16 protein-coding genes and 3 pseudogenes are annotated in these 25,428 nt (G+C 60.9%); 13 read left to right on the forward strand and 6 right to left on the reverse strand.

The features are described from left to right. The first annotated feature begins 260 nt into the window (after positions 1 to 260). On the forward strand, positions 261 to 1,343 hold the full coding sequence (locus QTH97_RS33260) for a site-specific integrase (protein ID WP_286572888.1): 1,083 nt from the start codon (positions 261 to 263) through the stop codon (positions 1,341 to 1,343). Between the two features lie 256 nt (positions 1,344 to 1,599). On the opposite strand, the pseudogene QTH97_RS33265 reads toward QTH97_RS33260, so the two are convergent. Then, a pseudogene (locus QTH97_RS33265) lies at positions 1,600 to 2,003 on the reverse strand (IS110 family transposase); the annotation flags it as partial. A 241-nt stretch (positions 2,004 to 2,244) separates the two neighbouring features. Between QTH97_RS33265 and QTH97_RS33270 the strand changes: the two are divergent. The 7 genes from QTH97_RS33270 (at position 2,245) to QTH97_RS33300 (ending at position 16,020) form a co-directional block, all read left to right on the forward strand. Beyond that, positions 2,245 to 2,604 (forward strand): hypothetical protein, encoded by a 360-nt coding sequence (locus tag QTH97_RS33270; protein WP_286572863.1) that lies wholly within the window; start codon positions 2,245 to 2,247, stop codon positions 2,602 to 2,604. 17 nt (positions 2,605 to 2,621) lie between these two features. Beyond that, a complete protein-coding gene (locus QTH97_RS33275) occupies positions 2,622 to 3,236 on the forward strand; it encodes an NAD-dependent DNA ligase (RefSeq protein ID WP_286572864.1) in 615 nt (204 codons plus the stop codon). A 56-nt stretch (positions 3,237 to 3,292) separates the two neighbouring features. Further along, the gene (locus QTH97_RS33280; protein WP_286572865.1) at positions 3,293 to 3,919 is read left to right on the forward strand and encodes a hypothetical protein; all 627 of its coding nucleotides are present in this window, start codon (positions 3,293 to 3,295) and stop codon (positions 3,917 to 3,919) included. After that, positions 3,916 to 4,863: a hypothetical protein gene (locus QTH97_RS33285; RefSeq protein WP_286572866.1), complete on the forward strand. Its 948-nt coding sequence runs from the start codon at positions 3,916 to 3,918 to the stop codon at positions 4,861 to 4,863. Before QTH97_RS33280 ends, QTH97_RS33285 begins: the two co-directional genes overlap by 4 nt. A gap of 435 nt (positions 4,864 to 5,298) precedes the next feature. Then, a complete protein-coding gene (locus tag QTH97_RS33290) occupies positions 5,299 to 7,965 on the forward strand; it encodes a hypothetical protein (RefSeq protein WP_286572867.1) in 2,667 nt (888 codons plus the stop codon). A gap of 15 nt (positions 7,966 to 7,980) precedes the next feature. After that, positions 7,981 to 10,197 (forward strand): hypothetical protein, encoded by a 2,217-nt coding sequence (locus QTH97_RS33295; protein ID WP_286572868.1) that lies wholly within the window; start codon positions 7,981 to 7,983, stop codon positions 10,195 to 10,197. 12 nt (positions 10,198 to 10,209) lie between these two features. Beyond that, positions 10,210 to 16,020: a DEAD/DEAH box helicase gene (locus QTH97_RS33300; protein ID WP_286572869.1), complete on the forward strand. Its 5,811-nt coding sequence runs from the start codon at positions 10,210 to 10,212 to the stop codon at positions 16,018 to 16,020. A gap of 61 nt (positions 16,021 to 16,081) precedes the next feature. On the opposite strand, the gene QTH97_RS33305 is transcribed toward QTH97_RS33300, so the two are convergent. Next, complete coding sequence (locus QTH97_RS33305) at positions 16,082 to 16,321, reverse strand: hypothetical protein (protein ID WP_286572890.1); 240 nt, start codon at positions 16,319 to 16,321, stop codon at positions 16,082 to 16,084. Between QTH97_RS33305 and QTH97_RS33310 the strand changes: the two genes are divergently transcribed. Beyond that, positions 16,262 to 16,753 (forward strand): very short patch repair endonuclease, encoded by a 492-nt coding sequence (locus QTH97_RS33310; RefSeq protein WP_286572889.1) that lies wholly within the window; start codon positions 16,262 to 16,264, stop codon positions 16,751 to 16,753. The genes QTH97_RS33305 and QTH97_RS33310 overlap by 60 nt on opposite strands. 1 nt (position 16,754) lies before the next feature. Continuing rightward, positions 16,755 to 17,618 carry a hypothetical protein gene (locus QTH97_RS33315; protein ID WP_286572870.1) on the forward strand — a complete coding sequence of 288 codons (864 nt, stop codon included), beginning with the start codon at positions 16,755 to 16,757 and terminating at the stop codon, positions 17,616 to 17,618. 23 nt (positions 17,619 to 17,641) lie between these two features. Here the strand turns inward: QTH97_RS33315 and QTH97_RS33320 are convergent, their stop codons facing one another. Then, positions 17,642 to 18,817 (reverse strand): DNA cytosine methyltransferase, encoded by a 1,176-nt coding sequence (locus tag QTH97_RS33320; protein WP_286572871.1) that lies wholly within the window; start codon positions 18,815 to 18,817, stop codon positions 17,642 to 17,644. Between the two features lie 821 nt (positions 18,818 to 19,638). Between QTH97_RS33320 and QTH97_RS33325 the strand changes: the two genes are divergently transcribed. Next, positions 19,639 to 20,241, forward strand: coding sequence for a recombinase family protein (locus QTH97_RS33325; RefSeq protein WP_286572872.1), 603 nt, complete (start codon positions 19,639 to 19,641; stop codon positions 20,239 to 20,241). Here QTH97_RS33325 and QTH97_RS33330 read toward each other — a convergent pair. After that, a complete protein-coding gene (locus tag QTH97_RS33330) occupies positions 20,231 to 20,719 on the reverse strand; it encodes a hypothetical protein (RefSeq protein WP_286572873.1) in 489 nt (162 codons plus the stop codon). The genes QTH97_RS33325 and QTH97_RS33330 overlap by 11 nt on opposite strands. A gap of 775 nt (positions 20,720 to 21,494) precedes the next feature. Here QTH97_RS33330 and QTH97_RS33335 point away from each other — a divergent pair. Next, on the forward strand, positions 21,495 to 23,078 hold the full coding sequence (locus QTH97_RS33335) for a DUF4403 family protein (protein WP_286572874.1): 1,584 nt from the start codon (positions 21,495 to 21,497) through the stop codon (positions 23,076 to 23,078). Between the two features lie 199 nt (positions 23,079 to 23,277). Here the strand turns inward: QTH97_RS33335 and QTH97_RS33340 are convergent, their stop codons facing one another. Both QTH97_RS33340 and QTH97_RS33345 read right to left on the reverse strand, forming a co-directional pair. Further along, positions 23,278 to 23,997 (reverse strand): IS6 family transposase, encoded by a 720-nt coding sequence (locus tag QTH97_RS33340; RefSeq protein ID WP_286572875.1) that lies wholly within the window; start codon positions 23,995 to 23,997, stop codon positions 23,278 to 23,280. Positions 23,998 to 24,123: 126 nt separating this feature from the next. Next, positions 24,124 to 25,005 (reverse strand): annotated as a pseudogene (locus QTH97_RS33345) (transposase); the annotation flags it as partial. A gap of 154 nt (positions 25,006 to 25,159) precedes the next feature. Here QTH97_RS33345 and QTH97_RS33350 point away from each other — a divergent pair. Then, positions 25,160 to 25,318: pseudogene (locus QTH97_RS33350) on the forward strand (helix-turn-helix domain-containing protein); the annotation flags it as partial. Between the last annotated feature and the right edge of the window lie 110 nt (positions 25,319 to 25,428).

Genomic DNA, 25,428 nt, shown 5'->3' on the forward strand with positions numbered 1-25,428 from the left:
AGTCGCTCGAACTTTTGAAACTCATGCCCTGCTCCTCGGCCCCGGTTTACTTGCGATAATAAAGCATTATCGGAAACTATGTGGAATATACGTAAAACATCATACATGGCACATATGATAAATGACAGAAAGACGGCGCTCGCCAGATTGTTTGCGTCGGGGTCCCACCAATCCGATGCTCTGGAGGTCGCTTGAAGAAACCTGCTGAGAAAGTGGCGCCGTCGAAGGCGCCGAGGACGTCCCAGGCGTCGAAGGCGTTGATGCCCCTGAAACGCGACCACGCGCTGCTCGATCCGGGTCAGCTGTCGGGCATGGCCGAGGAAGCTGCGAGCGACCTTATGGCCGAGGGTGAGTCAGACAACACGCGGCTTGCATACCGCGCCGCCATGCGCTACTGGGCGGCCTGGTTCGGCGCGCGCTACGGGCGCCAGATGGCGCTGCCGGTTCCAGTGCCCGTGGTGGTCCAGTTCATCGTCGATCACGCCGAGCGTTCGACCAAGGCCGGGCTGGAGCACCAGTTGCCGCCCGCGATCGACGAGGCCCTGGTCGAGGCCGGTTTCAAAGGCAAGCTCGGGGCGCCGGCGCTGAACACCCTGATGCACCGGGTCTCCGTGCTCTCGATGGCCCACCACCTGTCGAAGCAGCCCAATCCGTGCGTGGATCCGGCGGTCAAGGCGTTGCTGAGCAAGACACGAAAAGCCTATGCGAAGCGCAACGCCCTGCCCCACAAGCAGCGTGCGCTGACCAAGGAGCCGCTCGAGGCGGTGCTGGAAACCTGCGATGACTCCCTGAAAGGAAAACGCGATCGCGCCCTCCTCCTCTTCGCCTGGGCGTCGGGCGGACGACGGCGCTCGGAGGTGTCAGCGGCGGTTTACGAAAACCTGCGCCGCGTCGATGAGGGAGATTTTCTGTACACGCTGGCCAGTTCCAAGACGAACCACAACGGAAAGTTGCGGCCCGAAGACGTGAAGCCGGTGGTCGGCTCGGCCGCAGAAGCGCTCGAGGCTTGGTTTAAGGCGAGCGGCATCACCTCGGGACCCCTCTTCCGGCGGATCCTCAAGAACGGGAAGCTCGGGATCGACGGGCTCTCGGGGACGGCGGTTCGGGACATTGTGAAGGCACGGTGCGCGCTGGCAGGCGTGGGAGAGGATTTCTCGACGCATTCGCTTCGGTCAGGCTTCGTGACGGAAGCCGGGCGGCAGAACATGCCTCTGCAGGAGACGATGGCGATGACGGGGCACCGGAGCGTGGACACCGTGGCGGGGTATTTCCGGGCGGGGGCCGCGCAGGTGAGCGCGGTGGCGCGGATGATGGATTCGAAGCGTGGACCCGAAGGCGGTTGAGGTTCTCAGCAGCTCGCATTTTTGAGAGCGGTCCGCGCCTCAGGCGGCCGGATGTCTCGGGCACGATCGACTCACCGCGGCCGTCCCGATCGCCGCTGGGATGGCGGGCACCTTGACCAAGGCCCGACGATGTCGCCGCGCCATACAGGAGCGGCGCTGAGGCGAATTGCAGGCCCAGCGGTAGCCGGATGTGGACGACAACTCACACGATCACCCGGGGCTAACCCGGAGCCCCGATGCCAAGCCTGAATTTCGCCTCGAGTTCCTCGACTTGGTGATCCAGTTCCTTGAGGTGATCGAGCAGGCGTTGAACAAGCAGGCGAAACGGACCGGGTAGCTCGTTGGCGCCGTCTTCGATCACTCGGGGACGCGCGTGGCGATGTAGCCTATGCCCTGCGGAATGATCAGACCGAACTCGCCGAGCAGCCCACGAATCTGATTGGCTTGCGCTGTGCGCGCCCTCACAAAGCCCTGTCGAACACGATGCAGCGCGAGGACTGCTTGCTGCTCGACGTTCTTCACCGGAACAAAGCGCATATTCGGCCGAGCCACTGCTTCGCAGATCGCCTCGGCGTCGGCTGCATCGTTCTTGTTGGTCTTGACGTAGGGCTTGACGAACTGCGGCGCCATCAGCCGCACGGTGTGACCCATGCTCTGAAGAAGTCGGCGGACTTCGTCAGGTGAGGTCGGGATCGAACCGAGGCCCTACTTCGTAGGGCACTTCGAGCAGAAATCGCGGCATGAGCGCCTGCGACGTCAACGGCGGCCGGATTTTTGCGCCGCAAAGTAGCTAAGGGATTCTTCTTCATGGCCATGCGCAAAAGGTCACGCATCGACTGAATGCGACGGCACACCCTCAGCACACAATCGGCCGACAAGAATTTCACGAGGAGCGAGAGCGATGATCGTCCAATACAAAGCGGCTGCTCCGCCTGATCGCACTGATGCGACCTGGGAAGTCTCGTGGGCCGGCGAAGACGGGGGGCTTGTCGTCTGCTGGCTGCGCGGGCTTGAGAAGGCCCAGCAGGAACCGGAGACAGCTGATGCCGCTCGGCGCGGCGAGCTGCCTGCGCTGTGTTGGAAAGGTGGTGGCGAGGCCATTAAGGCCCGCAACCGGCTTGGCGCCCTGCACTACCTTGCGACGTGGCAGGGGCTGCGCGGTGATGATCTGCATATAAGACACGGTGGCGGGAGCGCAACTCACGTGTACGCGAACCGGCATGGTCGTTTCCTTTACCAGCGACGTGGCGGCACTGGGTAAGCAAGTCTAGGACAGGCATGATCAACATCTACCAGCGTCAGGCAGCCGCGTTTCGGAACGAGATGCGGACATCCTGCGCCGCGCTCGTGGGCATCGTTCAGGGCCTGCTTGCCGACAAGGCGCTCAATGACGACGAGATTCACTTCCTCAATGGATGGCTCCATGGCGCGCAAGACGTAGCTTTGAGTTGGCCAGGAAATGTGATCCATGCCCAGGTGCAAAGCGCATTGGCCGATGGGATCGTCACAGCAGAGGAACGCGCGCACCTCGTCGACACGCTACAGCAGCTTCTGGGCGGGAAGCTGGACGAGGTGGCGGAGGCGAGCTTCGTCACCGAGCTGGCGATTGACCGCGTGGAAGGCATCGAGGTGGAGGGCAAGCTCTTCTGCTTCACCGGCGACTTCGTTTTTGGACCGCGAAAGATCTGCGAGCAGGCTATCGAGAGACGCGGCGGCCTCGTGTCCAGCGTAACCAAGAAGCTCGATTACCTTGTTATCGGCGGGCTCGGAAGTCCCGAGTGGAAGCACGGAAGCTTCGGGACCAAGATCGAGAAGGCCATGCAGCACAAGCAATCGGGTTCACGGATTTTCCTGGTGCACGAAGACACGTGGGCCTCAGCCCTAAGCAACTAACAGGAACGGTCATCACTCAGAAGCGATGCGCCGGCAGAAAGTTGAGGAGATATCCCGTGACAACACGTGCCAATGCTGAGCCATGGGCCTACGTTCCGGTCAAGGCCATATTGCGCATTTTTCGGGCCGATGCGGCGATCGCAGCGACTTGGGAGCAGTTCGCGCAACCTGACGCTGAGCCTCCTGGCATCCCTGGTCACGCTATTGTGGTGGCGGTCATACCGCGCGGCTCCGCATCTCCAATGCTGGACTTGGTGAGAGGCGCTCAACGCCAGCCCTTTCGCATGTCGTGCAAGGCTGCAGCGGACGAAGGCTATTCCTTCCTGGCCCCTCCCTCTGTCATAGCTGTTTGGCACGATAGGAAAGAAGCCGAGGCCGAAGAACGAAGAAGCCAAGCCTCAATTGTCGCGACGGAGAACGCCTCATTCGGCGCTCTGCTTGAAAGCGCGAATCCTGGAATGAAGGAGAGAGAGCTCGCGGAGTCGGCCTATCGAAAGTACGGCCGCGGGGCTTCAAACCTTCGAATTCGGCGCAGTCGTAGGCTCAGCCATTGCATGCGCTGCAGGGAAGAGTTGGATAGCGAAGTCCATATTCTCGAATGCAAGCACTGCACCGCGATCGTCTGCCCGGCGTGTGGAGCTTGCGGATGCGGGGACGGGCGCTTCGACAAGCAAATCAAATGAACGCGGCTGGGCCGACTCCCCCGGTGGCTCGCCGGAGCAATCTGACCCGCTGGGGCGCCCTGCTGGCGGCAACGGCGGTGGCCGCGGCGCTCGCCGCGTTTGCGTCCGGCTCCGGCGGATTCACGTCCCGGCTCCAAGACCTCAAGGCGCGATCCTCGTTCGTCCCGGAGCTCTACGCGGCCGCCGGTGGCTCGCCGGAGCTTCGGGCGCTTCTTCTGGATGCCTTACACAACCCGCAGTTGCTGGCGAAGATGCAGTTCGCATTGCAGAACTACCCGGCCGACGCGCGCGACGTGCTCATCGCCTTCGGGGGATACCAGGATTTTAGACAGGCCCTGCTGGACTATGGCGAGCAGATCGTCCCGGTCATCGGTTTTTTCCAGAAGACCGAGCTCAAGGCCATGAAGCTTCGGTTCGAAGCAGGGCGCGGTTTGGACTGGCTGCTTGGCAAAGGCAAAGACGATCCCGACCGGCTCTATGGCCCTGAATACCGGGGGCTCTTCGCTGTCGAAGCAATCAGGGTCGAAGGGCACAAGTTCCTGGCGCAATTCAGGATCAACGACCAGGGCAAGGCGATCTGGCTGATCACGCCGCAGGTGATCACTTTCATCAGCGATTTCATCACGAGCGGGATGGCGACCGTGGAGGAGAAGATCCGGCTGCGCAAGAAGCTCGAACTTAGTGAGATAGCCTGGGGTGCCGCTGACGTCGTTCCCGGCGTGGGCGTGTTCAAGGTCTTCAAGGGCATGAAGGTCGTGGAGGCTGGCGCGGCGGCCAGCCGGGCTGCGCGACCCGTGACAACGGTTGATCGAGCGGCCCTGTATGGCAGCCGTGTCCTAACCCGAGATCGCGTGGCGAGAGCCCTGAAGCTCTCGGGCGGGATCGCGGCAGCCTACATCACCGTGCGACACCCCGCCCTGCGCCGAACTTCCAGACGACCTTGATTCGCGCCCAACTTGTGCGGTCCGTCACGGAGCTTGGACGCGCAGTGATCATCACTCGTGGCAAGATCGTGCAATAAGGCAAGCCCGGCTCGGTGCGCTACCCACAGCGCGTGTGAAGGTCCGGAGGCGAAGCGAGAACCAAGAAATTTACTGCGCTGGCGAGGACAATGTGCCGCGCTGACGCACGCGAGGAGGCAGTCTGTTGGCAGCGAATGTAGAAGCGACAAGGCCGAAACTGCGGCAGGATCTTGCATTCGCTTTGCGGGCCGCGCTAGCCCATGCGCAGGAAGTGCCACGCGCAATGCGACGCGGCTACATGTCGGGGCAAGCGCTAGACGGCGATTTCGACCCGGCCGTTCGCGTGCACGACAACATTCGCGAGGCCTTGCAGCGTTTCGATGGGGGGGCACCGTCCCCATCATCTCGCTGACCATCGTGTCCCAGCGTTCACACCGCCTCACGCCAGTTCAGATCGAATCGGCGCTCGTGCGCCACTATCTTCGCTCGGATGGACAGGCAGGCGCGGGTCCGCTGACGTATCTCGACGCCACGGAGTCGGCGCTATGCGAGGCGCTGGAAGCGCCCGATACGGTGACCGCCAAAGAATGGCTCGCCTACGGCTGCGGTGGCGCGCAGATCGTGAGCGACGTGCTCGATGGTGGCTGGACGGCCGCATGGCCTGATGCCGATGCGCCCGGGTACTTTCGCTTTCTAGTGCTGACGTGCGCGGTGGTGGCATCGGCTCACGAGGACCAAGAGAGCCAAGACTTCGGACACAACCTCAAGAGGCTGCTGCGTACCGACAAGCTCATCCATTCGCGCAGGGCGCTTCCGAGTCTTTGGAGGAGCCTAGAGAAATGGTGCAATGTTCGCCACGACGCCGGCCACGGCATCCGAAGCGTGGTTCTGCCGCCGCCTGGCATCGGAGCGCACATCGGCTTGACCAACGCGATCGCGTTTCCCAATTGGCGCGCCGTCAAGAAGCTGCGTGCCGACATCGAAGGGCACGACTCGTTCACGAGAGCGGCCAAAGATCCCGCCAAGGCGGCTCTCCAGATTTGCCCCTATGTGACGGAGGAGCGCGGCTATCGCCCCGAGATGGTCCAAGCCGCGCGATCGTTTGCGACACTCTATGGCCAAGGTAACTCCTTGCTTGAGCTGCATCGCTTTTGGCAAGTCGTTTGCTATGCGGCGGACGTCGTGCGACGACGAGGACGCGACGACCCTGCTCGGGTACGCCTCGAATTGCTCGAAGGCATGGTCGACGTCGATTTGCGCGTCCGGGTGTCGATCGTCGACGGCGGCGGCTGCGAAGCGACGCAATCGCCGAGGGCGCCACTAATCGAGTGCCCTGCGCGTATTGCGGCGGTGATGTTGGGTTGGGGCGGCGCGGCGGCCGAGCGTTGGCGACGGTTCTTCGAGCACGGCGCCGTGCCATTCGTGGCCGAACGTTTCGGAGTCTGGGTCGCGAACGCAAATGCGCCCAATGCGTCCGAGCCGCATCGATACTTGTTGCGTGAGGGTTGCAGACAACGCCTACCCGAACAATGGCGCCGAGCTCTGTCGCCGCTGGGTGACGGGTGGTTCCATCTGGGGCCGGTGGACGGGCAGCAGTCGGTGGTCATTCATAGAGCGCTGCGAATCGAGACCGACACAGCGCGCGCGCGTCCATTGCGTCTCGAAGGCGGGGTGCGCACGATCGCGGGATGGCTCGGGCGGCCTTCGCTCTTGCCGAAGGTTCGGCGCCTTGGGGTCGGCGCAGTGGATCTTCGCGCCGGTAACGACCAAGCGAAGCTAACCCTATTCCTGAAGGACGAGGGCGCGGGTCGTTTTTCAATGTCGGCGGCGGACACGGTCGAGGGGCTGTATCGATTGCGTCTGCGTGAGTCGGTGGCCGATGACGAGACGGTCGCGATCGAGCTGCCGCTAAGGTTCGTTGCGGACGCTGCGCTTCACGCGGACCTGCCCGCTTCGCCGCGGCATTCGCGCACGGAAGCGGAGTGGGTCTTGACGACCCACGACACCCTTGACGACTCGAAGACAACGACGATAGCGACGATAGCGACGATAGCGGCGCTTGAAGTCGCGGACGAGCAATCCGCTGAGCTCGCCAGCGGGTTCGACGATCTTCTCGAGACCATCTATGCGCTAGGACGTTCGGGTTGGAGCGAGCGCGAACTAGTCGAGGTCGTACGCGAACTGTGTCCCGGACCGTCGCCGTGGGACGTTCTGCGTGCACTGCAAGAAGCGGGATGGCTTGAGCGGCGCTTGTCGGAGAGCTGGCGCGCCGTCTATTGGCGGCTGTTGCCTCCCTCGCTCGTCACGCTCTCGATGGCAGGCGGCGGCGCGACTGCGTTGGAAGGGTCCGCGCCCGCTGCGATCAGATCCAGGTTCACTCGTGCGGCGCGCGCTCTAGGCGGCGAAGTCGAGCGGCGGACGGGGTGCGGCCCTCTTTCGCCGCTGTCCATTGTCGTTCGCGGACCGAGCACGCGCGAGCTCGCCAAGGAGCTGGGCTGGGCCGAAGCGGCACCTGTGGCCGGCTCGGTCGCGTCGGCGCCCGCCTGCTGGCCGACGTCTCCTCTGTCGACGGCCGGCTATCGGGCCCACAGAACATGGAGTTGGCGTGCAGGTGGCTTTCGCGAATCGGGCCGGCCTATGCCGGATGTCCTGCTCACCTGGTGGCGCCGCGAAGAAGGAGACCGGCACGACCTTTATGAGGTGAAAGAAGAGGGATATCGTTTTGTCACCAGCAGCCGTACGGTGGCAATCGTTGAGGCGCATCGCCGAGCGGCTCTGCCGCTTTTCACCCGCCACGAGGGTCGATGGCTGCGAACGGCCGAAGAAGGCCACTTGCCGCTGCCCTTGGCTATGAAACTTCGCCGTGATCGGCAGTGCGCCTCCGGACCGATGCTGATCGAGGGCCGTTGGCGCTATGCATATGCTGAAGGCGCGATGCAACACGCCGTCGCGGCGCTGGGACGCAGATTATTCCACGACCCTGACAAGCCCGAGAGCACCGGTCGCCCCGCTCACTCGGCAGCCTCGATCGGGCTTTCGCGTCATCGCGCTGACGGCTGGTCCAGGGTGCGCGCCAATCTTTAGAAGACGAAAAACCTAATGACAACTGAAGAAGAGGTATGGCTTGGTCGGCTCAAGAAGCCGGCCGGACGATTCAAACCGCATTGCGAGTTCGCGCCCGTGGCGCGGTTCAACGGCACACACTGGGAGCCCGTGCGCGAGAGCGAACGCCGGGCGCGAAATGGCGCCGTGCTCTGCAATGACGGGCTGATCACAGTCGGGCAACATGTGGACACGTTCTGGCTGTATCGCCGCGGCGATGCCGCGGGCGGCGCTATGGGCCAAACCGCCGAATCTCCGCAACGCGCGGATTCGTTGCTCGATCTGTCCGGCAAGACGATGGCCGAGGCGCGTCGCATCTTGTGCGAACGAGGGGTTCAACTTCCCGACGGGAACGGGAACACGGCGGTGGTGCTGTTGGAAGATGGCCTGTGCGCGCACCTGAAATTCGAAAAGGCCGACCAAGGCTGGAAGGTCAAGGTACCAGCGAAAGGCTTGATAGAGCTCTTTCACGCGAAACCGAGTTGGAATCAGCTCGATCCCGATCGCCGTGTTCCTTTTCTGCCCGAATCTTTCGACAGGGATGTCGTGAAGACGGTCTCGTGGCTCACCGACACCGAATTCCTGTCGCAAGCGTTCGTGCAGTTCTCGGATGCAGTCTCGGCATATCAATCCATGCTGGGCGGCAATGAGCCCGCCTGGAGGCGACTTCAACGCGCCCTGAAGGACGCGCGTGTGAGCGGCGCTGAGGTGGATGAATTTCACAACGCTGTGGAGCGCATGCGTGCAGAGTGGCCGGCGACATCTCGCGCTTTGTCTGGTCTACGCGAGTTGTCCGAGCTCTTTTTGGAAACGGAGGAAGCACGGGCCATACTCGTCCGTGCCGTCGAGCAACGAGCCTCCGAGAAGATGAGCGAGATCGAATCGAGCATTCGCTCCGAGCTCGACCAGCGTTTCATCGCAACGCGCGAGGAGCTCGCGGCATTGGAGCAGCGCATCGAGCTCGATCGCGCGACGCAGGCCTCGATCGCCATTAGCGTTCACGAATCCCGCACGGCCAACGAAACTCTACTCAGGAAGGCTGAATCACTACGCAATGAAGTCGCCAGAACGAGCGAGCAAACGCAGTCGTCTCGCACACAGTTGGCGCGCATAAAGGACGAGGTCGAACACCTCGAATCGGCGCGTTTGTCGGCGCAGCGCGAACGCGACGAGGCGCTCGCAGCGTCGAAGGCGATCGACGAGCGGCTGCGAGATTTTTCGCAGGAGGCGCGCCGGGCGTTCGAGGCGATGGTCGGCGCTTCGGATTCGCACGCTGCCGCATCGCTCGCGGAGCGGCTGCGCGACTGGCTGGCCGGGGCAGGCAAAGAGGTCCCCCCGTTCATGCCGTCGAGCGTTCCTCCGTGGTCACGGCCGAGCGCCGGCGAAGCCAAGATCATCGATACGCCGGCGCTAGGCGAACGCTTGTCGCAGGAGGCAGAGAATCACGGCATTCAGGAGCAGGACCTGTTGATGTTGGACGCGTTTGTCCGCGCGGGTGAGCCGGTCCTAGTCGCCGGGCGCATGGCCGATCAGAGCTTGCGCGCCTATGCTCGGGCCGTCAGCGGTGGCGAACTTCGTTTGCAGCCCTTGGATCCTTCAATCATCGGGCTGGACGACTTGTGGCGCATGCCATCGACCGAGCGCCCTACCGCGTTCGCGTTAGCCTGGCACCGGGCAGTCACCTGTCCTGACGAACCCGTCCTGGTCTGCCTACGCGACTTGGACGCAGCGCCGTTCCGGTTGTGGATGACGTCGCTTCTATCTGTACTCGCGGCACCAGACAGGCCCCGAAACTTGCTGATCACGGCGACTATGTCCTCTCCCGCCGGTGAAGCCGCGGCCCCTTCATCCTTGCGAGCCGATCCGGCCAGAGCGCTGGCAACAGTCGTAATGCGTGCTTCCCAGGAGGCTGTCACTTGCCCTGTGGTTCTGGGCGCCACGCTGATCGGAATGCCGACGCGACTGGCGATGGATGGCTCGTCGCTTGAGCCATCGCCCGGGGCGGCACGAGCGATTTGCAAGCTTGAGGCCGATCCGGTGGCCATCGCCCGGGCGCTTCGCGTGGCAGGCGCCGGCCGCGTTAGCGCGAACGGCCCAAGTAGCGAATCCATCGGTGCTTGGGCGAAATTTTGGTCTGATGGGAACTCGAACTCAGCGCCGCCATTCCTTCAACACGCCGTGCGAGCACTCGACAACCTTCGAGATACACGTTAAGGGGACATTCACATGCTCGATCCTTTTGGCGGCTTTCGCCGCATCCGGGAGTTCTGGCTCAGTTATCTGGACACGGCGTTTCGCATTCGCGACGAAGGGGTTTTACAAGCGCGGCGCGACCTTCTTCGCGAACCTGGGACTCTGGCAACCGATCCTTATCTCGAAGTCGTGCCGCGCTACCGCCAACGCGAACACCCGCTTGAGGCCGTCGCGGTCCTACCCGACGATTCCAATCCTTTGCACGGCTTTTCGTTTGAGGGTCGCCGCGCCTTTGCCGAACTCGTGCTTTCCGGCTTGTTTCCGGGCGTGCCGTCGGGCGATCCGGAGTTGCGCAGACGCAGCCCTGCCCACGTGCGGCCGTACACCCATCAATGGACGATGCTTGAAAGAGGTTCAAGAGCGGGCCGCCCGGGAATCGTTACCTCGGGCACGGGCTCGGGCAAGACCGAGTCTTTCATGCTGCCTCTCCTCGCAGCGCTATCTGAAGAAGCCGTGCGATGGCCAGCTCCCGCGCGACCGTACGATGTGAAACCCTGGTTCGAGCGCGGAGACGAGTTTTGCTTACACCGCGGCGACGAACCGGTGCAGCGCCCCAAGGCGGTCCGTGCGATCTTGCTATACCCGATGAACGCACTGGTCGAGGACCAGATGGCACGCCTTCGTCGCACCCTGGATTCGCCCGATGCTCACGCCGTCATGGACGAGCGGTTCGCAGGAAATCGCATCTTCTTCGGTCGCTACACTGGAGATACGCCGGTCACCGGCCATCTACGCCATCCTCGCTTGGCTGACGATCTCGACGAAAAGCGCAGCCTCCAACGGCGAAAGGCCCAGCTCAAGACTCGCTTGATTGACATGCATCAGGGGCAATCGATCGCCAGGGAGCACGATGCGCTTGAGCGCGAGAGGGTGCGAGCAGCCAGGGAACGGGGTGAAGCAGTATCCGATCACGAGGACACTCGCTACATGTTCCCTGCCTGCGACGGGGGCGAGCTGGTCAGCCGGTGGGACATGCAAGCGACGCCACCGGACATTCTCGTGACCAACACATCAATGTTGGCGACGATGTTGGTGCGCGAAGTCGAGGCGAACATATGGGACGCAACACGCCGGTGGCTGGAAAGTGATCCTGACGCCTACTTCTACCTCGTGCTGGACGAACTGCATTTGGTTCGCGGCTCGGCAGGCTCGGAGATCGTCGGTCTGTTGCGGTCTTTGTTCGCCCGACTAGGCCTGCACCGCGCCGAAATGCGCCACAAACTGAGAATTCTGGGGTCCAGTGCATCGCTGCCGACGGGCGAGGAGCCCGGCGCGGAGCAGACCGAAACATACTTGCGGCAGTTCTTCGGTTCGTTCGGTACATCGAAGACGCCGAGCGATCCGGGCTCGGCCGATTTGTGGCCCGAAGCGGTCGTTGCTGGCGACGCCGAAAGAATTCCCACTACAGCTGATCTCCCGCTGCCCACTGGGCCTTTCGTCGACGTTGTCACGCGCTTCGCCGACGGCGTCGATGAGCTGGTCAGCCGCATCGAAAGGCGGACCGACGAGCTCGATCGCGTCTTTGCCGGCGCGGCCGTCGCACTGGGAAAGCCAACCAACGGACAAGCGCCCGGCGATGTCGCCGTGGCGGTGGTGTCGGAGGTCGCAGCATTACTGGCTCACGCATGCAGGGACGAAGTTACGGGCAGACCCAGAGCGACGTCAGCTGATGCGGTCGCAACGCGACTGTTCGGACAGACGCCGGATCGGCTTCCGGCGATGCAGGGACTTTGTGTGTTGCGCGGGCTGGCGGATCGCATCGGTATTCCAGAGATGTATGGCGCTGCGCCGCCTGCCAACCTTCCCAGCGTGCGGTTCCATATGTTCTTTCGAAGCGCAGAGGGATTGTTCGCGTCGGTGAGGCGTGACGAAGACCGAACGCTTTTCGAGAATCTGACCATCGAGCGCGGCACCTCGCACGGCGCATGCCTCGATGGGACGACTCGTCGGCTGGTGGAGCTCGTGTATTGCGAAGCCTGTGGCGAGCTGTTCGTCGGCGGGCGCCGCACGCCTGATGGAAATTCGGTGACCGAGGTGCTGACGACAGCGCCGAACCTTGAGGAGTTGCCCGAACGGCCGTCCGATGCACTTTACGAGGAGCTGGCCCACGTCGACTATGCCGTCTTTTGGCCCACGCAGTGCAGTCCCCGGGATACGGCGACCGGGGAGGCGTGGCTCCCCCGATCGCTTGACACGCGCAACAGCGTTTTGGCAGTCGCATCCAACGGCCCGTACGGTGTTTCGGGGCTGCTATTTTCGGCACCGAAGAATGACGAGCGGCAGCCCGGATCGGCGCTGCCCCGGTGTTGCCCCTCGTGCGCAACGGACTATTCGCAGCGCAAGCAAGGCGTCAAGTCGCCGCTTCGCAGTTTTCGCACCGGTTTTGCCAAGGCATCTCAGCTGTTGGCAAGCGAGATGTTCTCGCTGCTGCACGTTGCGGGCTCGGCGCCCAAGTCGATCGTGTTTTCCGATAGCCGCCAGGACGCTGCGCGCGCAGCGTTGAACATCGAAGGGCGTCATCACCAGGATATGCGGCGTCAGCTCGTGGTCGCCGAGCTTCGAAAGGCCGGAGCGGCTTCTGCAAAGATATCTCCGCAGCAAATGGCCGAGATGGAGGAGGAGGCAAATCGACTGTGGGCGGCCGGAGACAAAAAGGCCGCTTTTGCCCTGCACGATGAGCTCGATCGAATGAAGGCCGCGGGGGACGGCAAACGAGTGCCGTTGGCCACGATCCTCGAACCCCGAAGCCCTGTGGATCGAAAGATGAAGGCGTTGATGCGGCGGTATGTCGAGCTCGGCGTCCATCCTGTCGACCCGGCGGGCGTCGCCGACGTGAAAGGAAAGCCGTGGTATTCGTGGATGGTGGATCGCGGCGACGAGCAGGAATGGCGCTCTATCGACGAGTACGACACGGCCGGTGAAGCTAGACATGCCATGGTCCGGGAGCAGCGCCCGTTGACCTACGAGGTTCTGTTCTCCAAGACGTACTTCGCACTTGAGGAAACGGGCATTGGCTACCCATCTTTGACGGCTTCTGCAGAGGGCGACTCCGACAGGCTCGACGCGTTGCTTCGAGTCTTGGGCGATAGCTATCAGGTCGAAGGAAACCCCTATCGCGACGTCGCAACAGTCTCGCGGCCTACCGAGTTCCCTGGCAAGCTCAAGCGATTCGCGAAAGCGACCGGCCAGGATCAGGACCGCGTGCTCAGCGAGTTTCTTGCGCGCTTAGAAAATCTCGGCCACCGCGACGGTATCGTCTTGCTCGACAAGCTCTTTGTGCGATTGACTGACGAGGCCGACCGATGGTGGCGTTGTAGCGCGTGCGGCCGCGTGCATTTGCATCGCGGATTCGGAATTTGCACACGATGCTTCGATCCGCTTCCGAGCGACCCCGATGGAGCGGTCCAAGCCCTTCGCACGCAGAATTTCTTAGGCCGGCGGATCACTCGGGGGGAGGAGGCCGAGTCTTCAGCGTTTCGCTTGAGCTGCGCGGAATTGACAGGTCAAACCGACGCACCTGCTCAGCGGCTGCGCGCGTTCCGCGGCATCTTCGTGGGCAACGACGCCCAGAACTCGCCGCTATCGAAGCGTGCTAGGGAGATCGATCTACTTTCTGTGACGACGACGATGGAGGTTGGCATCGATATCGGCCCGCTGCAGGCGGTCTATCAGGCCAATATGCCGCCTCAACGCTTCAACTATCAACAGCGTGTTGGCCGCGCAGGCCGACGCGGTCAAGCTTTTTCTCTCGTCACGACGCTGTGCCGCAGTCGGAGCCACGACTTGCACTATTTCCGCGGACCGGCCGCAATCACGGGCGACGCCCCGCCGCCCCCGTTCTTGACCGCCGATCACCCGGAGATTCCGTCGCGCATCGTCCGAAAGGCTTGGCTGGTCGCCGCATTCGCCCTGACCCGCGATGAAAGCGGTGGGAGCTATCCTGGCGATGCGGTTCGTGACACAAATGGCGAATTTCCGATGGCATCGCTGGTACTCGATGCCGATGCGAATTGGCGGATGGTTCTCGGGGATGCGCTTTCGCGGACGTCAAACGTACGAGATGCCGTGATTCGAGCGATTGCAGACGGCGACGAAGCGCGAGTACGCGCGTTGACCGCTGCATCATCTGTGCAGGACACCCTCGATTCAATTTGGGGCGTGGCGGGCGAAGTGGATGGTACCGACATGCCTCTGGGCGAATTCCTCGCGGAACACGGACTGCTCCCGTTGTACGGCATGCCCACGCGGGTTCGATCGCTATACACGGGGGTGAGCGGCACGGGCGAGTCGATGCAGTTCGCCACGATCGACCGCGAGCTGGATTTGGCCGTATTCGAGTTCGCCCCTGGCAGGTCCCTCGTGAAAGACAAGCGTCGCTACGATTGCACGGGCTTCTCTGCGCCGCTTCTACCGCCCCGGTTCCGCGGTGGGCGTGCGCGCGCCATGGGTGATTGGATCGACAGCCGACGATGGATCGCGCGGTGCGGCAACTGCAGCGCCGTCACAGGTGTCGCGCCAAAGCCCGAGGCCGATTCGGTTTGTCCGGACTGTGGGGGCACCCTTGCCGCGTCGGATTTCTTGTACTACGTCAGCCCCGCTGCCTTCACGACCGATTTCGCTCCCAAAGAGGTCTCGGATTCGGAGCAGTTGCGCTCTTTCCGCCGGATCGTGACGCTTGAGGCGGACAATACCATCGCCACGCGAGCATGTCCGGTCACCAATGCACTGATCGGTTCTTCCGGCACCGCCAAGGTGCTTCGACTCAACGAGGGACTATCCGAGGCGGGCCAAGATGCCGAACCCTTCGACGTGCGCGAGTTCGAGACGCACAAGGTCAGTGTCGAGCCTGGCTTGAAGTGGAGCCTGCCGGACCAAGCGTTACTCAAAGAGGCGGGACGCATCGCTCAGCGACGCGGCGCGGCCGACGGTCCAGGGGAAGAGTCGGTTGTTCGGCTGATGGCCAGAAAGACCACGGACGCCCTGTTTCTCATGCCCGACTCCATTCCCCAGGGCTTGGACGTCGCACGCGTGTCCCGCAGGGCCACGGATACAGGAGTGCGCTCGGCATGGATCAGCGCGACGCAGCTGCTCTTGCAACGGGCCGCACTCGAGATGGATATCGATCCGGAGGAATTCGACGCGCTGGAGCCGCGCGCGTCGTCTGGTCGCCCCATGATCCTGCTGGCCGACTATCTGTCCAACGGTGCGGGTTTCTGTCGTCGGTTGTCGGAAGGCGCTTCACCCCTCGCGATGCAGCTGATCCGCGGCATGGTGGACGAGCCCGAACGAGATCCCTTGATTGCCCGATTTCTCTACGATTCTCATCGAGCTCGCTGTAGGGCAGCGTGCTATGTCTGCTTGCAGCGCTACGGAAATCGCAGCCACCACGGTTTGCTCGACTGGCGGCTCGGACTCGCAGCACTGCGTGTTCTTTACCAACCCGACTGGCGGGCCGGGCTGGACGATCGGTGGGAAGCCCATGAGCTTCGCGACTGGAAGGCCATCGCACACGAACAAGCGCAATCGCTCGCGGCGCTCAGACCCGATCGCTTCACGGTGGAACGCGTCGGCCGAATGGCACTGCCGGTCGTGCGGGGCGATGCTCCTGATCCTGTGCGGCTGGTGATCGCGCATCCCTTCTGGTCGCACGCCGCGGTCAGGGATCTCGCGGACGCAGCTGGATTTTCGGGAAGGACATTGATCATCGATTCGTTCCATGCCGAGCGGCGTCCGCAGCGCGTCGTCGATATGGCTTTAAAGGGAATTTTCGACAGGAATCAGTAGCAAGGCATGCAGCTTGTCACGCTCCGGAGGGCTGCGCCACGGGAGCGGTACCAGGCGCGCGCTAGTGCCTGACCATGCGCAGTCCTCGCGACTGGTCAGCACAGATGGAACTCGACGCGGCAAGCGATACCGTGATCTCGCATTCGCGCCAGTGTTCCAATAAGGTAGCGACCTTGAAAAGGGTGCGCGCAAGGGCGAAAGGGTTATGGATGTAGTAGATCAAGCGGCGCGATCGCGGATCATGCGAAGCGTCGGGCAAGTCAATACAAAGCCTGAGCTGGTGCTGCGTCACGCGCTTCATGGACTAGGGCTTCGATACAAACTTCACGACCCTCGCCTCCCTGGTAGACCAGACCTTGTTTTTCCCAAGTACGGAGCTGTAGTGTTCGTCCACGGCTGCTTCTGGCATGCACACGAATGTCGCTTTGGATCGACTCCTTCAACGCGGACAAATTTTTGGCAGAGCAAGTTCGATGCGAATCGCAAACGCGACGCGCTGGCTTTAGAACGTTTGAGCCAGCAAGGGTGGAGAAGTCTGGTGGTCTGGGAGTGCGCGCTAAAACCCTACGATGCTGCTCGTACCGATGAAACCGCCAGGTGGGTAAGGCAATGGCTCATCGCTGGCAGACCATCAACGCAAGTGGACGCCACAAATATCACGGGCCCTCAGGCGAGGGGAAGATCAGGGCGTTTATCCTCTAACGCTTTGAGCTTCGATTGGCAGCGCCACTGAAATGACCTACGGTACTCAGATTCTTGCACGATCTCTCAGTGTCGCGACAGGCGGCGCCAACGGTTTTATGCATGGAAACCTTTGGCAATATCACCCCCGCTCAGATCGCCATTCGAAGATTGCCTGCTGGGGGGTCTTTTTCGATTTGATGCTTCGGGGGAATCTGCTCTACCGTCACGTCGTCGACGGCAAGGTGGCCTTCGGGATCAACCACCGAATGAGAGATTTTCAGAACGACCGGCAGAAGGACCTCGATTTAGTGATCTGTCGCCGCTCAAACCCGGAAGCGTCATCGACTATTCAAACGTTCGCAGACATGATTTCTGCGTACAACATCGTGCTTTCGCCTCAAGAACAGGCCCTCCTACGCGGGCTGCCGGACATTGAAATTTCCGGGGTTCAGACGGCACTCGTCGCGCTGGAAGCCAAGGCCGCGTTTACAGAGTTTGGAAAGGCCCGACCCCGGCTTTACGATGAACTGAATAGCTCTCACCTCACTATTCATGGCGATACGGATTCGGCGATCGCAGCGGGTCTGGCGTTGATCAATGCCGCCGACACCTTCATCAGCCCCTTGCGGAATCCTTGGGCGATCGGCACACAGACAACTGTCATCAATCCGCACAAACAGCCGGCCAACGCGGCGAGTGCCATTGCCAAGGTAACTCAGCTACCGAGGCGAGCCGCCGTCGGTCAACGGGGGTTTGATGCGATGGGGGTAGTCCTCATTTCATGCGCCAACGACGGTAGCCCGGTTAGTCTCGTCACAACGCCGCCCGCACCACAGCCCGGGGCTGCCTTCCAGTACGATGCGTTCATCGAGCGAATTGACACGATCTACGCATCTAGGTTCGCCGGGCTGTAATAGGTGATCGGCGACAATGTCGGTCAAGCGACCTTCCGCATCTGCGAGCCTGGCGGATAGGGAGGAAGCGCACCTCCCAAGCCCGTGACATGTCTTTCGACCGCCTTGATGAAAGCGGGATCGAATCGGAGCTTTGCGCGACGAGTTCTTGTGAGGAAGCCCAACGCGGCCCGCAACGAGAGCTCCTCGCCGCCGGTGGAAAGAAACTGGGACAGCGGCTTAGCCCGAACGCCAATAGGGTCCTGGCTGATGGTGACGCTGAACCTACGCTTGCCATCAAAGCGTGCCGCCTTTGGCGCTTTGCCTACCAGCGGAAACTCCGCGTCGCGCAATACGTTGTAGGTACCGGGCCGCAGCAGCCTTTTGCCCACCCATTCGGCGACGGGTACGCTCACTGCACTTCCAACCAAGCTCCAGCGTTTGGACGCTCGGCCAACGCTATCTGCCGGAGAGGTCCATCCCGCCTCAAATCCTTGGAGGCGCTCAGCGTCTTCCAAGGTTGGCTTAACGAGCCTTCCGTCTGGCATGGCTATCGCCGGCGGCGACGGTATGCCGATCGTGGACCCGTTCTTCAAGGTCGGTACAGCGTCCACGGCCCATCCTAGGCCCGTGAGTCCTTCGGTCCAATAGAAACCATGGGCAAGGGTTCCCATGGCAGTGGTCGGGCGCGTCAAGGGCTTGTCGTCCGCCAACAGGACCGCCGCAGGATCCAATTCCCGCGAAGCCACTAAGAGGACCCGCTCGCGACGCTGCGGTAGACCGAAGGAAAACGAGTCGACCACCCGATACGCCCACCGGTACCCCCGACGCTCGAACTCATCGATGATTGCGCGAATAGCCTTTCCGCCGTTGAGCTGAAGCATGAACGGTACGTTTTCGATCACCACGGTAGGCACACGTCGCCGCCCGAGCAAACGGAAGACCTCGCCGATCAGTCCTGACTGCTCCCCTTCAAGGCCAGCAGTTCGCCCGGCTTGGCTGAGGTCTTGGCAAGGGAATCCTCCGCATATCACTTCCACATCCGAAGGAAGGGATCGGAGCTTCCGAATGTCCTGATGGAAAGGGACTCCAGGGAAGCGTGCCTCCAACACAGCTTTCGAAGCCGGGAGCACATCGCACAGTAGGCCGCTCTTGAGCCCCGCCCGCTCGAACCCCAGTTCAAATCCCCCAATGCCCGCGAAAAGGCCAGCTACTTTCATATGTATAAATGTACAGCGCGGACGGCTGCCGAGAACAATTTATTCGAGATATTCCTGAGCGAGGGCTCGACCTGACTTTGGAGTTGGTTCGATCTCAGCACCCCGACGCTTCGACCGAATTGTGCCGACAAAGCGAAGCGGGAGAGAGGCGACATTGCGTGTCACCACCACCCAGCGGTCATCCTGAACCCTCCCGGGCAGACGTGGTAGTGAACCCTGTCTCTCAAGGCCGCCCTGGTGGATTACGCACCGCCCTCGGGTATGCACCGCTGACGGGAGGTCGGTGCACCGGGGAAGCCTACGGCCTGCGCGAGCGTTCAGCAGTGACTTCTGGGAAAGCCTTGGGATCATGACGCGCATTGCGGTCGCGCCGACCAGTAGCCAGCGGCCGGGGTTGTTGGAAAAAATGGCGACGAGGCAGACCTGCGGTTAATCGATTCCTCACGTCAGTCCGAAAAAATCCGAGCGGCGACTAGCGTCGGCTGCCGAGCCGTCGCTCAGAGATTTTTCGGCTAAGGATCGGGGCATGGCTTCAGCGCGCCGCACTCGCAGCCGCTTAGACCACGGCCGCGCCGGAAAAACGCGCCAGCGGCTCGATTTGGCGGCTTGCCGACCGCCTTTGATGGCCGGAAATTCTTCGCCGGATCGCCTATGGCGGCTGCACGCCAAGAACGTAGCCGCCGTCCAGATTGGCTACACGCTAGTCAGACACTTCTCGATTCGTTAATTCGCGTCCAGTTAGGGTGTATTTCAGAATTTATCGACAAATTCCAAAATACCTTATAGAGTCAATTCAGACATTGAACTCTTGGAGCATTCCCATGACCGTGAAGAAAAATCTGCCGCCAAGCAGCGGGCAAAAAATCGGCTACGTCCGGGTTTCCAGCGTGGATCAGAACGACGCGCGCCAGCTTGAGGGGCTCGTTCTGGACAAAATTTTCACCGACAAGGCGAGTGGCAAAGATGTAAAGCGACCGCAGCTTCAGGCCATGCTCGGTCACGTGCGAGACGGCGACCATCTGTATGTGCACAGCATGGATCGGCTGTCGCGATCTTTGAAAGATTTGCAGGAGGTGGTGGAGTCGCTGACAGCGCGCGGCGTCAGCGTCATGTTCGTCAAGGAGAATTTGACTTTTGAGCGCCCCGACGAAGGCGGTGACGCGCACAGAGCTGCGTACTCGATGCTGCTTCTCCAGATGCTCGGGGCCGTCGGCCAATTCGAGCGTGCGCTGATCCGCGAGCGCCAGCGCGAGGGCATCGCAATCGCAAAGACGAAAGGCGTCTACAAGGGAAGAAAGCCAGTGCTCGACGAGGCGGCGAGGGCAACGCTGAGAGAGATGGCAGAGCGCGGCGTGCCGAAGGTAGACATTGCCCAGACGCTCGGCATCTCGCGCGCTAGCGTCTATCAGTATCTCAAGACTTGAGCGCCGGCCTCATCCATCTCGCCCAAACGTACACCGCGTACACAGACAAAACCAGCAAGGCGGGATCATTTAGATACGAGAACCATTGCATCGCGAAGGGAGGCACGCCGTCAATCGGGTGCATGCGAAAGCAGGGCTGCCCCTCGCACGCGGCTTGAATAGCCGCTACTCGGCTGGATATAAACCCGTCGGACAACGGAACAGGAGAGTTCCAGAGCGCGATGCGGCTCTTCGAGTAGGCCACCAAAGCGATGATCCAACCGGTCAATGGAACGAGCGTGAGCACCGCGAATGTTCCCCTGGCTGCCAACCCGTCACGAACGTCCCCTTCTACTAGAGTAAAGCGGGGCCAAGCGAATCCGCTGCGGTCATATCCCATGTATTTGTACCTGCGCGCGATTGTCCCAAGGGCGGCAAGACCGATTGTCGAGATTAGCAATCCCCAATACGCCACTGACACGATCACGTCGTCTTGCATTACAGAGTCCCGGCCAGGAAATATGGACGTTGCGCCGGAACGTATGAATAGCGAAGTGAGCGCGCTTGCACCCACTATGGCTGATCCCAGCCACGTCCAGAGGGGATCAAGCGACCGCGTCGGATCAGGCTGTCCGCCGTCCGGCATGGCGATACCCCAAGAATTCAGTTATGAAATGCCAGAAGGACTCCTTGACGCTCATCAACTCCTCCAACACCATCGCCAAATATGCGCTAAGTCTCTAACCATTCTCCTCGCGCGTCAACCTCTTTGCTTACACAGTCAGCCCGTTGTCCACGGACTTTCCGCGGCCTCAGCTTTTTTCCACATACCGCCTTTCCGCGAGTCGAACCCGATACTGCACGTGCTCGTCTCATCAAGAATGTGGTTGTGCATCACCAGTTCTTTCCCTAGCGTGCTGCCAAGCCGTACCTTTCGAAGGGCCGGGAGTCAAAGTCTGTCGAGATGAGGAGTGACCATGGCTAGATGAATGCCATCGAGTGGGCACGGGTTATGTGATCATCGGCACCGCGCCGGAACAGCCAGCCTTTTGCCGAGTTCCGGTGGATCCAGTGGCCCCTTGAAAATATCAAGCCCTTGACCGTCACTGCCGCTTTGCCAATTTGAGATGTCCGGCTTGCTTGGCCTCGATCTTCTCCAAGTTGCGCATTTGCGGTGCAGATCGGGATCAACTCGGAGTCGCCAGGAGTCGATCGGTGACTAGATCCCCCACATTGACCTTCTATCGCGCCAAAGATGCATCAAGGAGCCACCTATGCAAACTCGCACCATCATCGGAGTAGTGATTGCGATGCTCGCCCTGACCGGCTGCGGAAAGACGTACAAGGAGCTTGCCGAGCAACCACCAATAAGGCCAAACGAAGTCGCGCCGACTTCAGCCGAGTCGCTAATTACACTTAACGCATTGTTCCACTACGAGACGATTAGCAAGGCACTGACTGAAGCCCTCCCCACCAACGTCCCTTTGCAGGGACGCCAGAGTGTCTGTATCAACGTTAACAAGGAAGTTCAACAAACCGTAGAGAAGCAGGTAGGAGGGGATGTCGGGAAGGTGCTTGGAGCAGTAGCGCGATTCATTACAACCGTGGTAACGGTCAACCAAGTTGAGAATCTTTGTCTCGATATCGACTACAACGCAAACATTGTGAGAGACGGGCCTGCAGTCATTAGTGCACTGCCCAGCGGAGTTCGTCTCAGCTTACCGATTCGAGCAGAAGGCTCCGCAGGCTTTGTGGGCGCGTTGGCTGACTTCTTTGCATTGAACAAGAAGAATTTCCGGGGTTCACTCACGGCTTGGGCGGATGTGGAGATGGGGATCGACGAAGCCTGGTGTCCGACCTTTTTGGCAACACCTAACTTTGTTTGGAGAAACAAGGCTGAGCTGGAAGTCGCCGGCAAATTTTGGATCGATATCGATGGAGAAGCTGGGCCGGCGATCAAGAAGGCGATGAACGACGCGGTGGCGAAGATACCCGCCTTGCTTACTTGCGATAAGGTGAAGCAGCTTGTGGCACCAATTTGGCACGTCTATGACATTTCGCTCGCTCGGGTCGCTGGGCAAGCCGGGAGGATCATCGTAACACCGCAGAGGGTCGGCTTCTCCGGTTTCAGTTATACGCCAACCGGTGCACAACTCGCCCTAATGCTCGTCGCAAAGACTGAGGTCATATTAGGCGACTCCCCCGCATCAGCCACCACAGATCTGCTGCCTCTGCCGAAACTTGAGAGAATGTCGCCGAAGCAGAACGAACTCAATCTCACAGTCCCGATAACCGTCACCTACGATTCATTAGAAAGACTCGCTACTGCAGCGGTTGTAGGAAAGACTTACGAAGGAAAGGCCGGATCCACAGCTGCGAGCGCCACCATCAAAGAAGTGAAGATCTACCCCAGCGGCGACGACCTCGTTGTTGGAGTCAAATTTGACTCAAAGATATCCGCCCCCACATCTCTGACGCCAAAAGGCTGGGTGTATTTCCTTGCGAAACCAAGCTTCGACCCCGCACTTCAATCCTTATCGCTTGTCGACTTCAGCTTCAGTCGAATCATAGACAACGATTTGTGGAATGTGCTGTCGCCCCTTTTCCAGAACCAAATCTGGAGCACGGTTCAGAATGCTACTAGCATCAACTTGCGACCGATCGTTACTGAGGCCCGAACAGCAATGAAGAAAGAGCTAGCGACTGTTGCAGCCAGAGAAGGGATTAACGTCACATTAGACGACCAATTTCTGGGTCTCACGAAGATTGCCTTGACAAAAATTGGACCTCAAATTGATGTGGCCTTTCGAGGCTCTGCGGACATCGTCGTGCTCAGCATGCCCACTAAAGGACCTTGACAACTTGTCTGTTGAAGGGCTCTCGTAGCAAATCGACAGACCGAACACCTCTCAGTCGATTGTTTTTCGACCTAAGCTAGCCCCCACTCACTCCTTGAGCCATGCGCTGTCGCGCACGTCCGCTCTCATTCGCCCAGCTTCTTGCGGGTTCTGTCGCGATAAGCCGGTCGAGGCGCGTGAAGTGAGGCAGTTGCCCGGGTCAACGGACTGCGAGACTGTAGAAGTAGTCGGTATGTGAAAATGCCAAGCCGTCGGGGCAGCGCAGTTGCCCCTTCTTGATCATGTGCATGGTCTCGATGCCGGCAATCAGGCTCGCGGCAGAGCGAAAAGACTTGAATCCCATCATCGGCCGGACTCGTCGTTTGACGGCGTGGTGATCCTGCTCCACAAGATTGTTTAGGTACTTGGACTGCCGCAGTTCGATGGCGTCGCCGCGATCTGCGAGCAGACCTCGCACCGCAGCGGTGTTGGCTCCGCTCCTGTCGATGGTGATCTTCTCGGGCGCTTCGTGCTGGGCGATCGCGCGCTCGAAGAACCGACGCGCGGCCGCTATGTCACGGCGTGCGGTCAGCAGGAAGTCAACCGTCTGACCCAGCCGATCGACGGCTCGGTACAGGTACTTCCACTGGCCGGCGACGAGCACGTAGGTTTCGTCGACGCGCCACGAACGCCCCACCGGGTGCTTGCGCCGACGAAATACCTTGGCCAACACGGGCAGCATCTTCAGTGACCAGCGGTGGACAGTGGCGTGGTCGACCAGCACCCCGCGCTCGGCCATCATCTCTTCCAGGTTGCGCAGGCTCAAAGAATAGGCCGCGTACCATCGAACGCACACGAGCATGATCTCCAGCGGGAAATGCAAACGCGTGATGACCCCTCGCAAGGTTGAGTTCTCAAGTTGGACGTGCAGCGGTACCATGGGCTGGATTGTGGCCGACCGGCTTGTCGCGACAGAACCCGTTCAAAAAGGGGTGCGAGTGTCGAGATGATGTCCATGGGGTCGAAAAATGCCTGTAGTGGGTAGTGAATCCGAAATCTGTCAGTGGCTGAGCGACGCGTGAATGCGGCGGTAGCCGTAGCAACGGCGATTGAGTTCGAAGATGTCGGCGATGGTCCGACGCACACCGGCATACTTGTCAGCGACCTGCAGGCGCGCGCGATGATAGAAATAGGAGCTGCGGGCAAGGTCCAGCTCCATCAATAGATCTGACAGTGAATGGGCCTGTCTCAGGGCGTCAACCAACAGCGTCTTCTCCCGGTTCGTCAGGAGCAGCAAGTCGACGCCCAGATCTTTTTTTAATATTTCGTTGGCCTTCTTCAAGAGGTCGTGCTCAAGCTGCAGATGCTGAAGGTCGCGTCGCAGCGATTCGACTTGTCGCTCCAGTTCCGCTCGCTCCGGCTCAGGCGGTGAATCTTTACGGCGCTTCATGGATGCTGGAGCCTCCCGGCCAACGAGCCGATCCTTCCAGTTGTACAGCGTCGGCCTGCTCACGCCAAGCTTCTGAGCAACCGCCTGCGCACTTCCCTGACGAGTGCACAGTTCGAGGACTGCCATCTTCTTCAATTCCGGCGACTGGGGCACACTGGCGGCTTTGCCGACAACGCGTTGCCGGGATTCGGGGTGCAGCTCATCGATCCAGGCTGCAAGGGTCCCGCGCCCTGGATACCCCAGTGCCTTCATGGTCGCAGCAATGCAGCAACCATGCGTGAGGTAGTGGTCGACGGCCAGCTTCTTCTGCTCGTGCGAAAACTTCGACCTGGAGCGCACGTAGGCCGCAGGCAAATCGCGAGAGCGTTCGTACTGTAGATACCAGCTCTTCAGCGAGTTCTTCGTCGGATAGCCCAACTGATGAATGGTCGCCGCAGTGCGCTTCCGTAGCTTGATGTAAAGCTTGACCGCACGGATGCGGTTTTCGTATGAGTACATGAACTACCTCCAAAGGTAGTCCAAGATTTCTGCCGCACCCCCCCTGAACCCGGGTCTGCCGATTCAAAATTGACCAGGGTGCTCAACTGTCCTGCTGAATATTTCAGCAGGACGAACAGGTGATCACCATGGACGTGATGGCAAGGTCAAGCGGATGCACTTCCGCGACCATGTCTCGTTCAGCGACATTGCAAGGCGCACGGGCCTGTCGCGCAACACCGTGAAGAAGTGGGTCAAGGCGCCGGCGGAGGTCGAGCCTCGATACCGCCGAGAGGCGGCGGCCGGCAAGCTGAGCGCTTTCCACGAAGCGCTGATTGGAGAGCAGCCAGATCCGAGGGGTGTGCGCCGCAACAGATTTGAATAGACACGATTCGATGCTCCCGCACGCAGTCCAGACATCGTCCAAGGCAGAGATCTTCTGCA

This window comes from Variovorax gracilis (assembly GCF_030317115.1).
Taxonomy (GTDB): domain Bacteria; phylum Pseudomonadota; class Gammaproteobacteria; order Burkholderiales; family Burkholderiaceae_C; genus Variovorax; species Variovorax gracilis.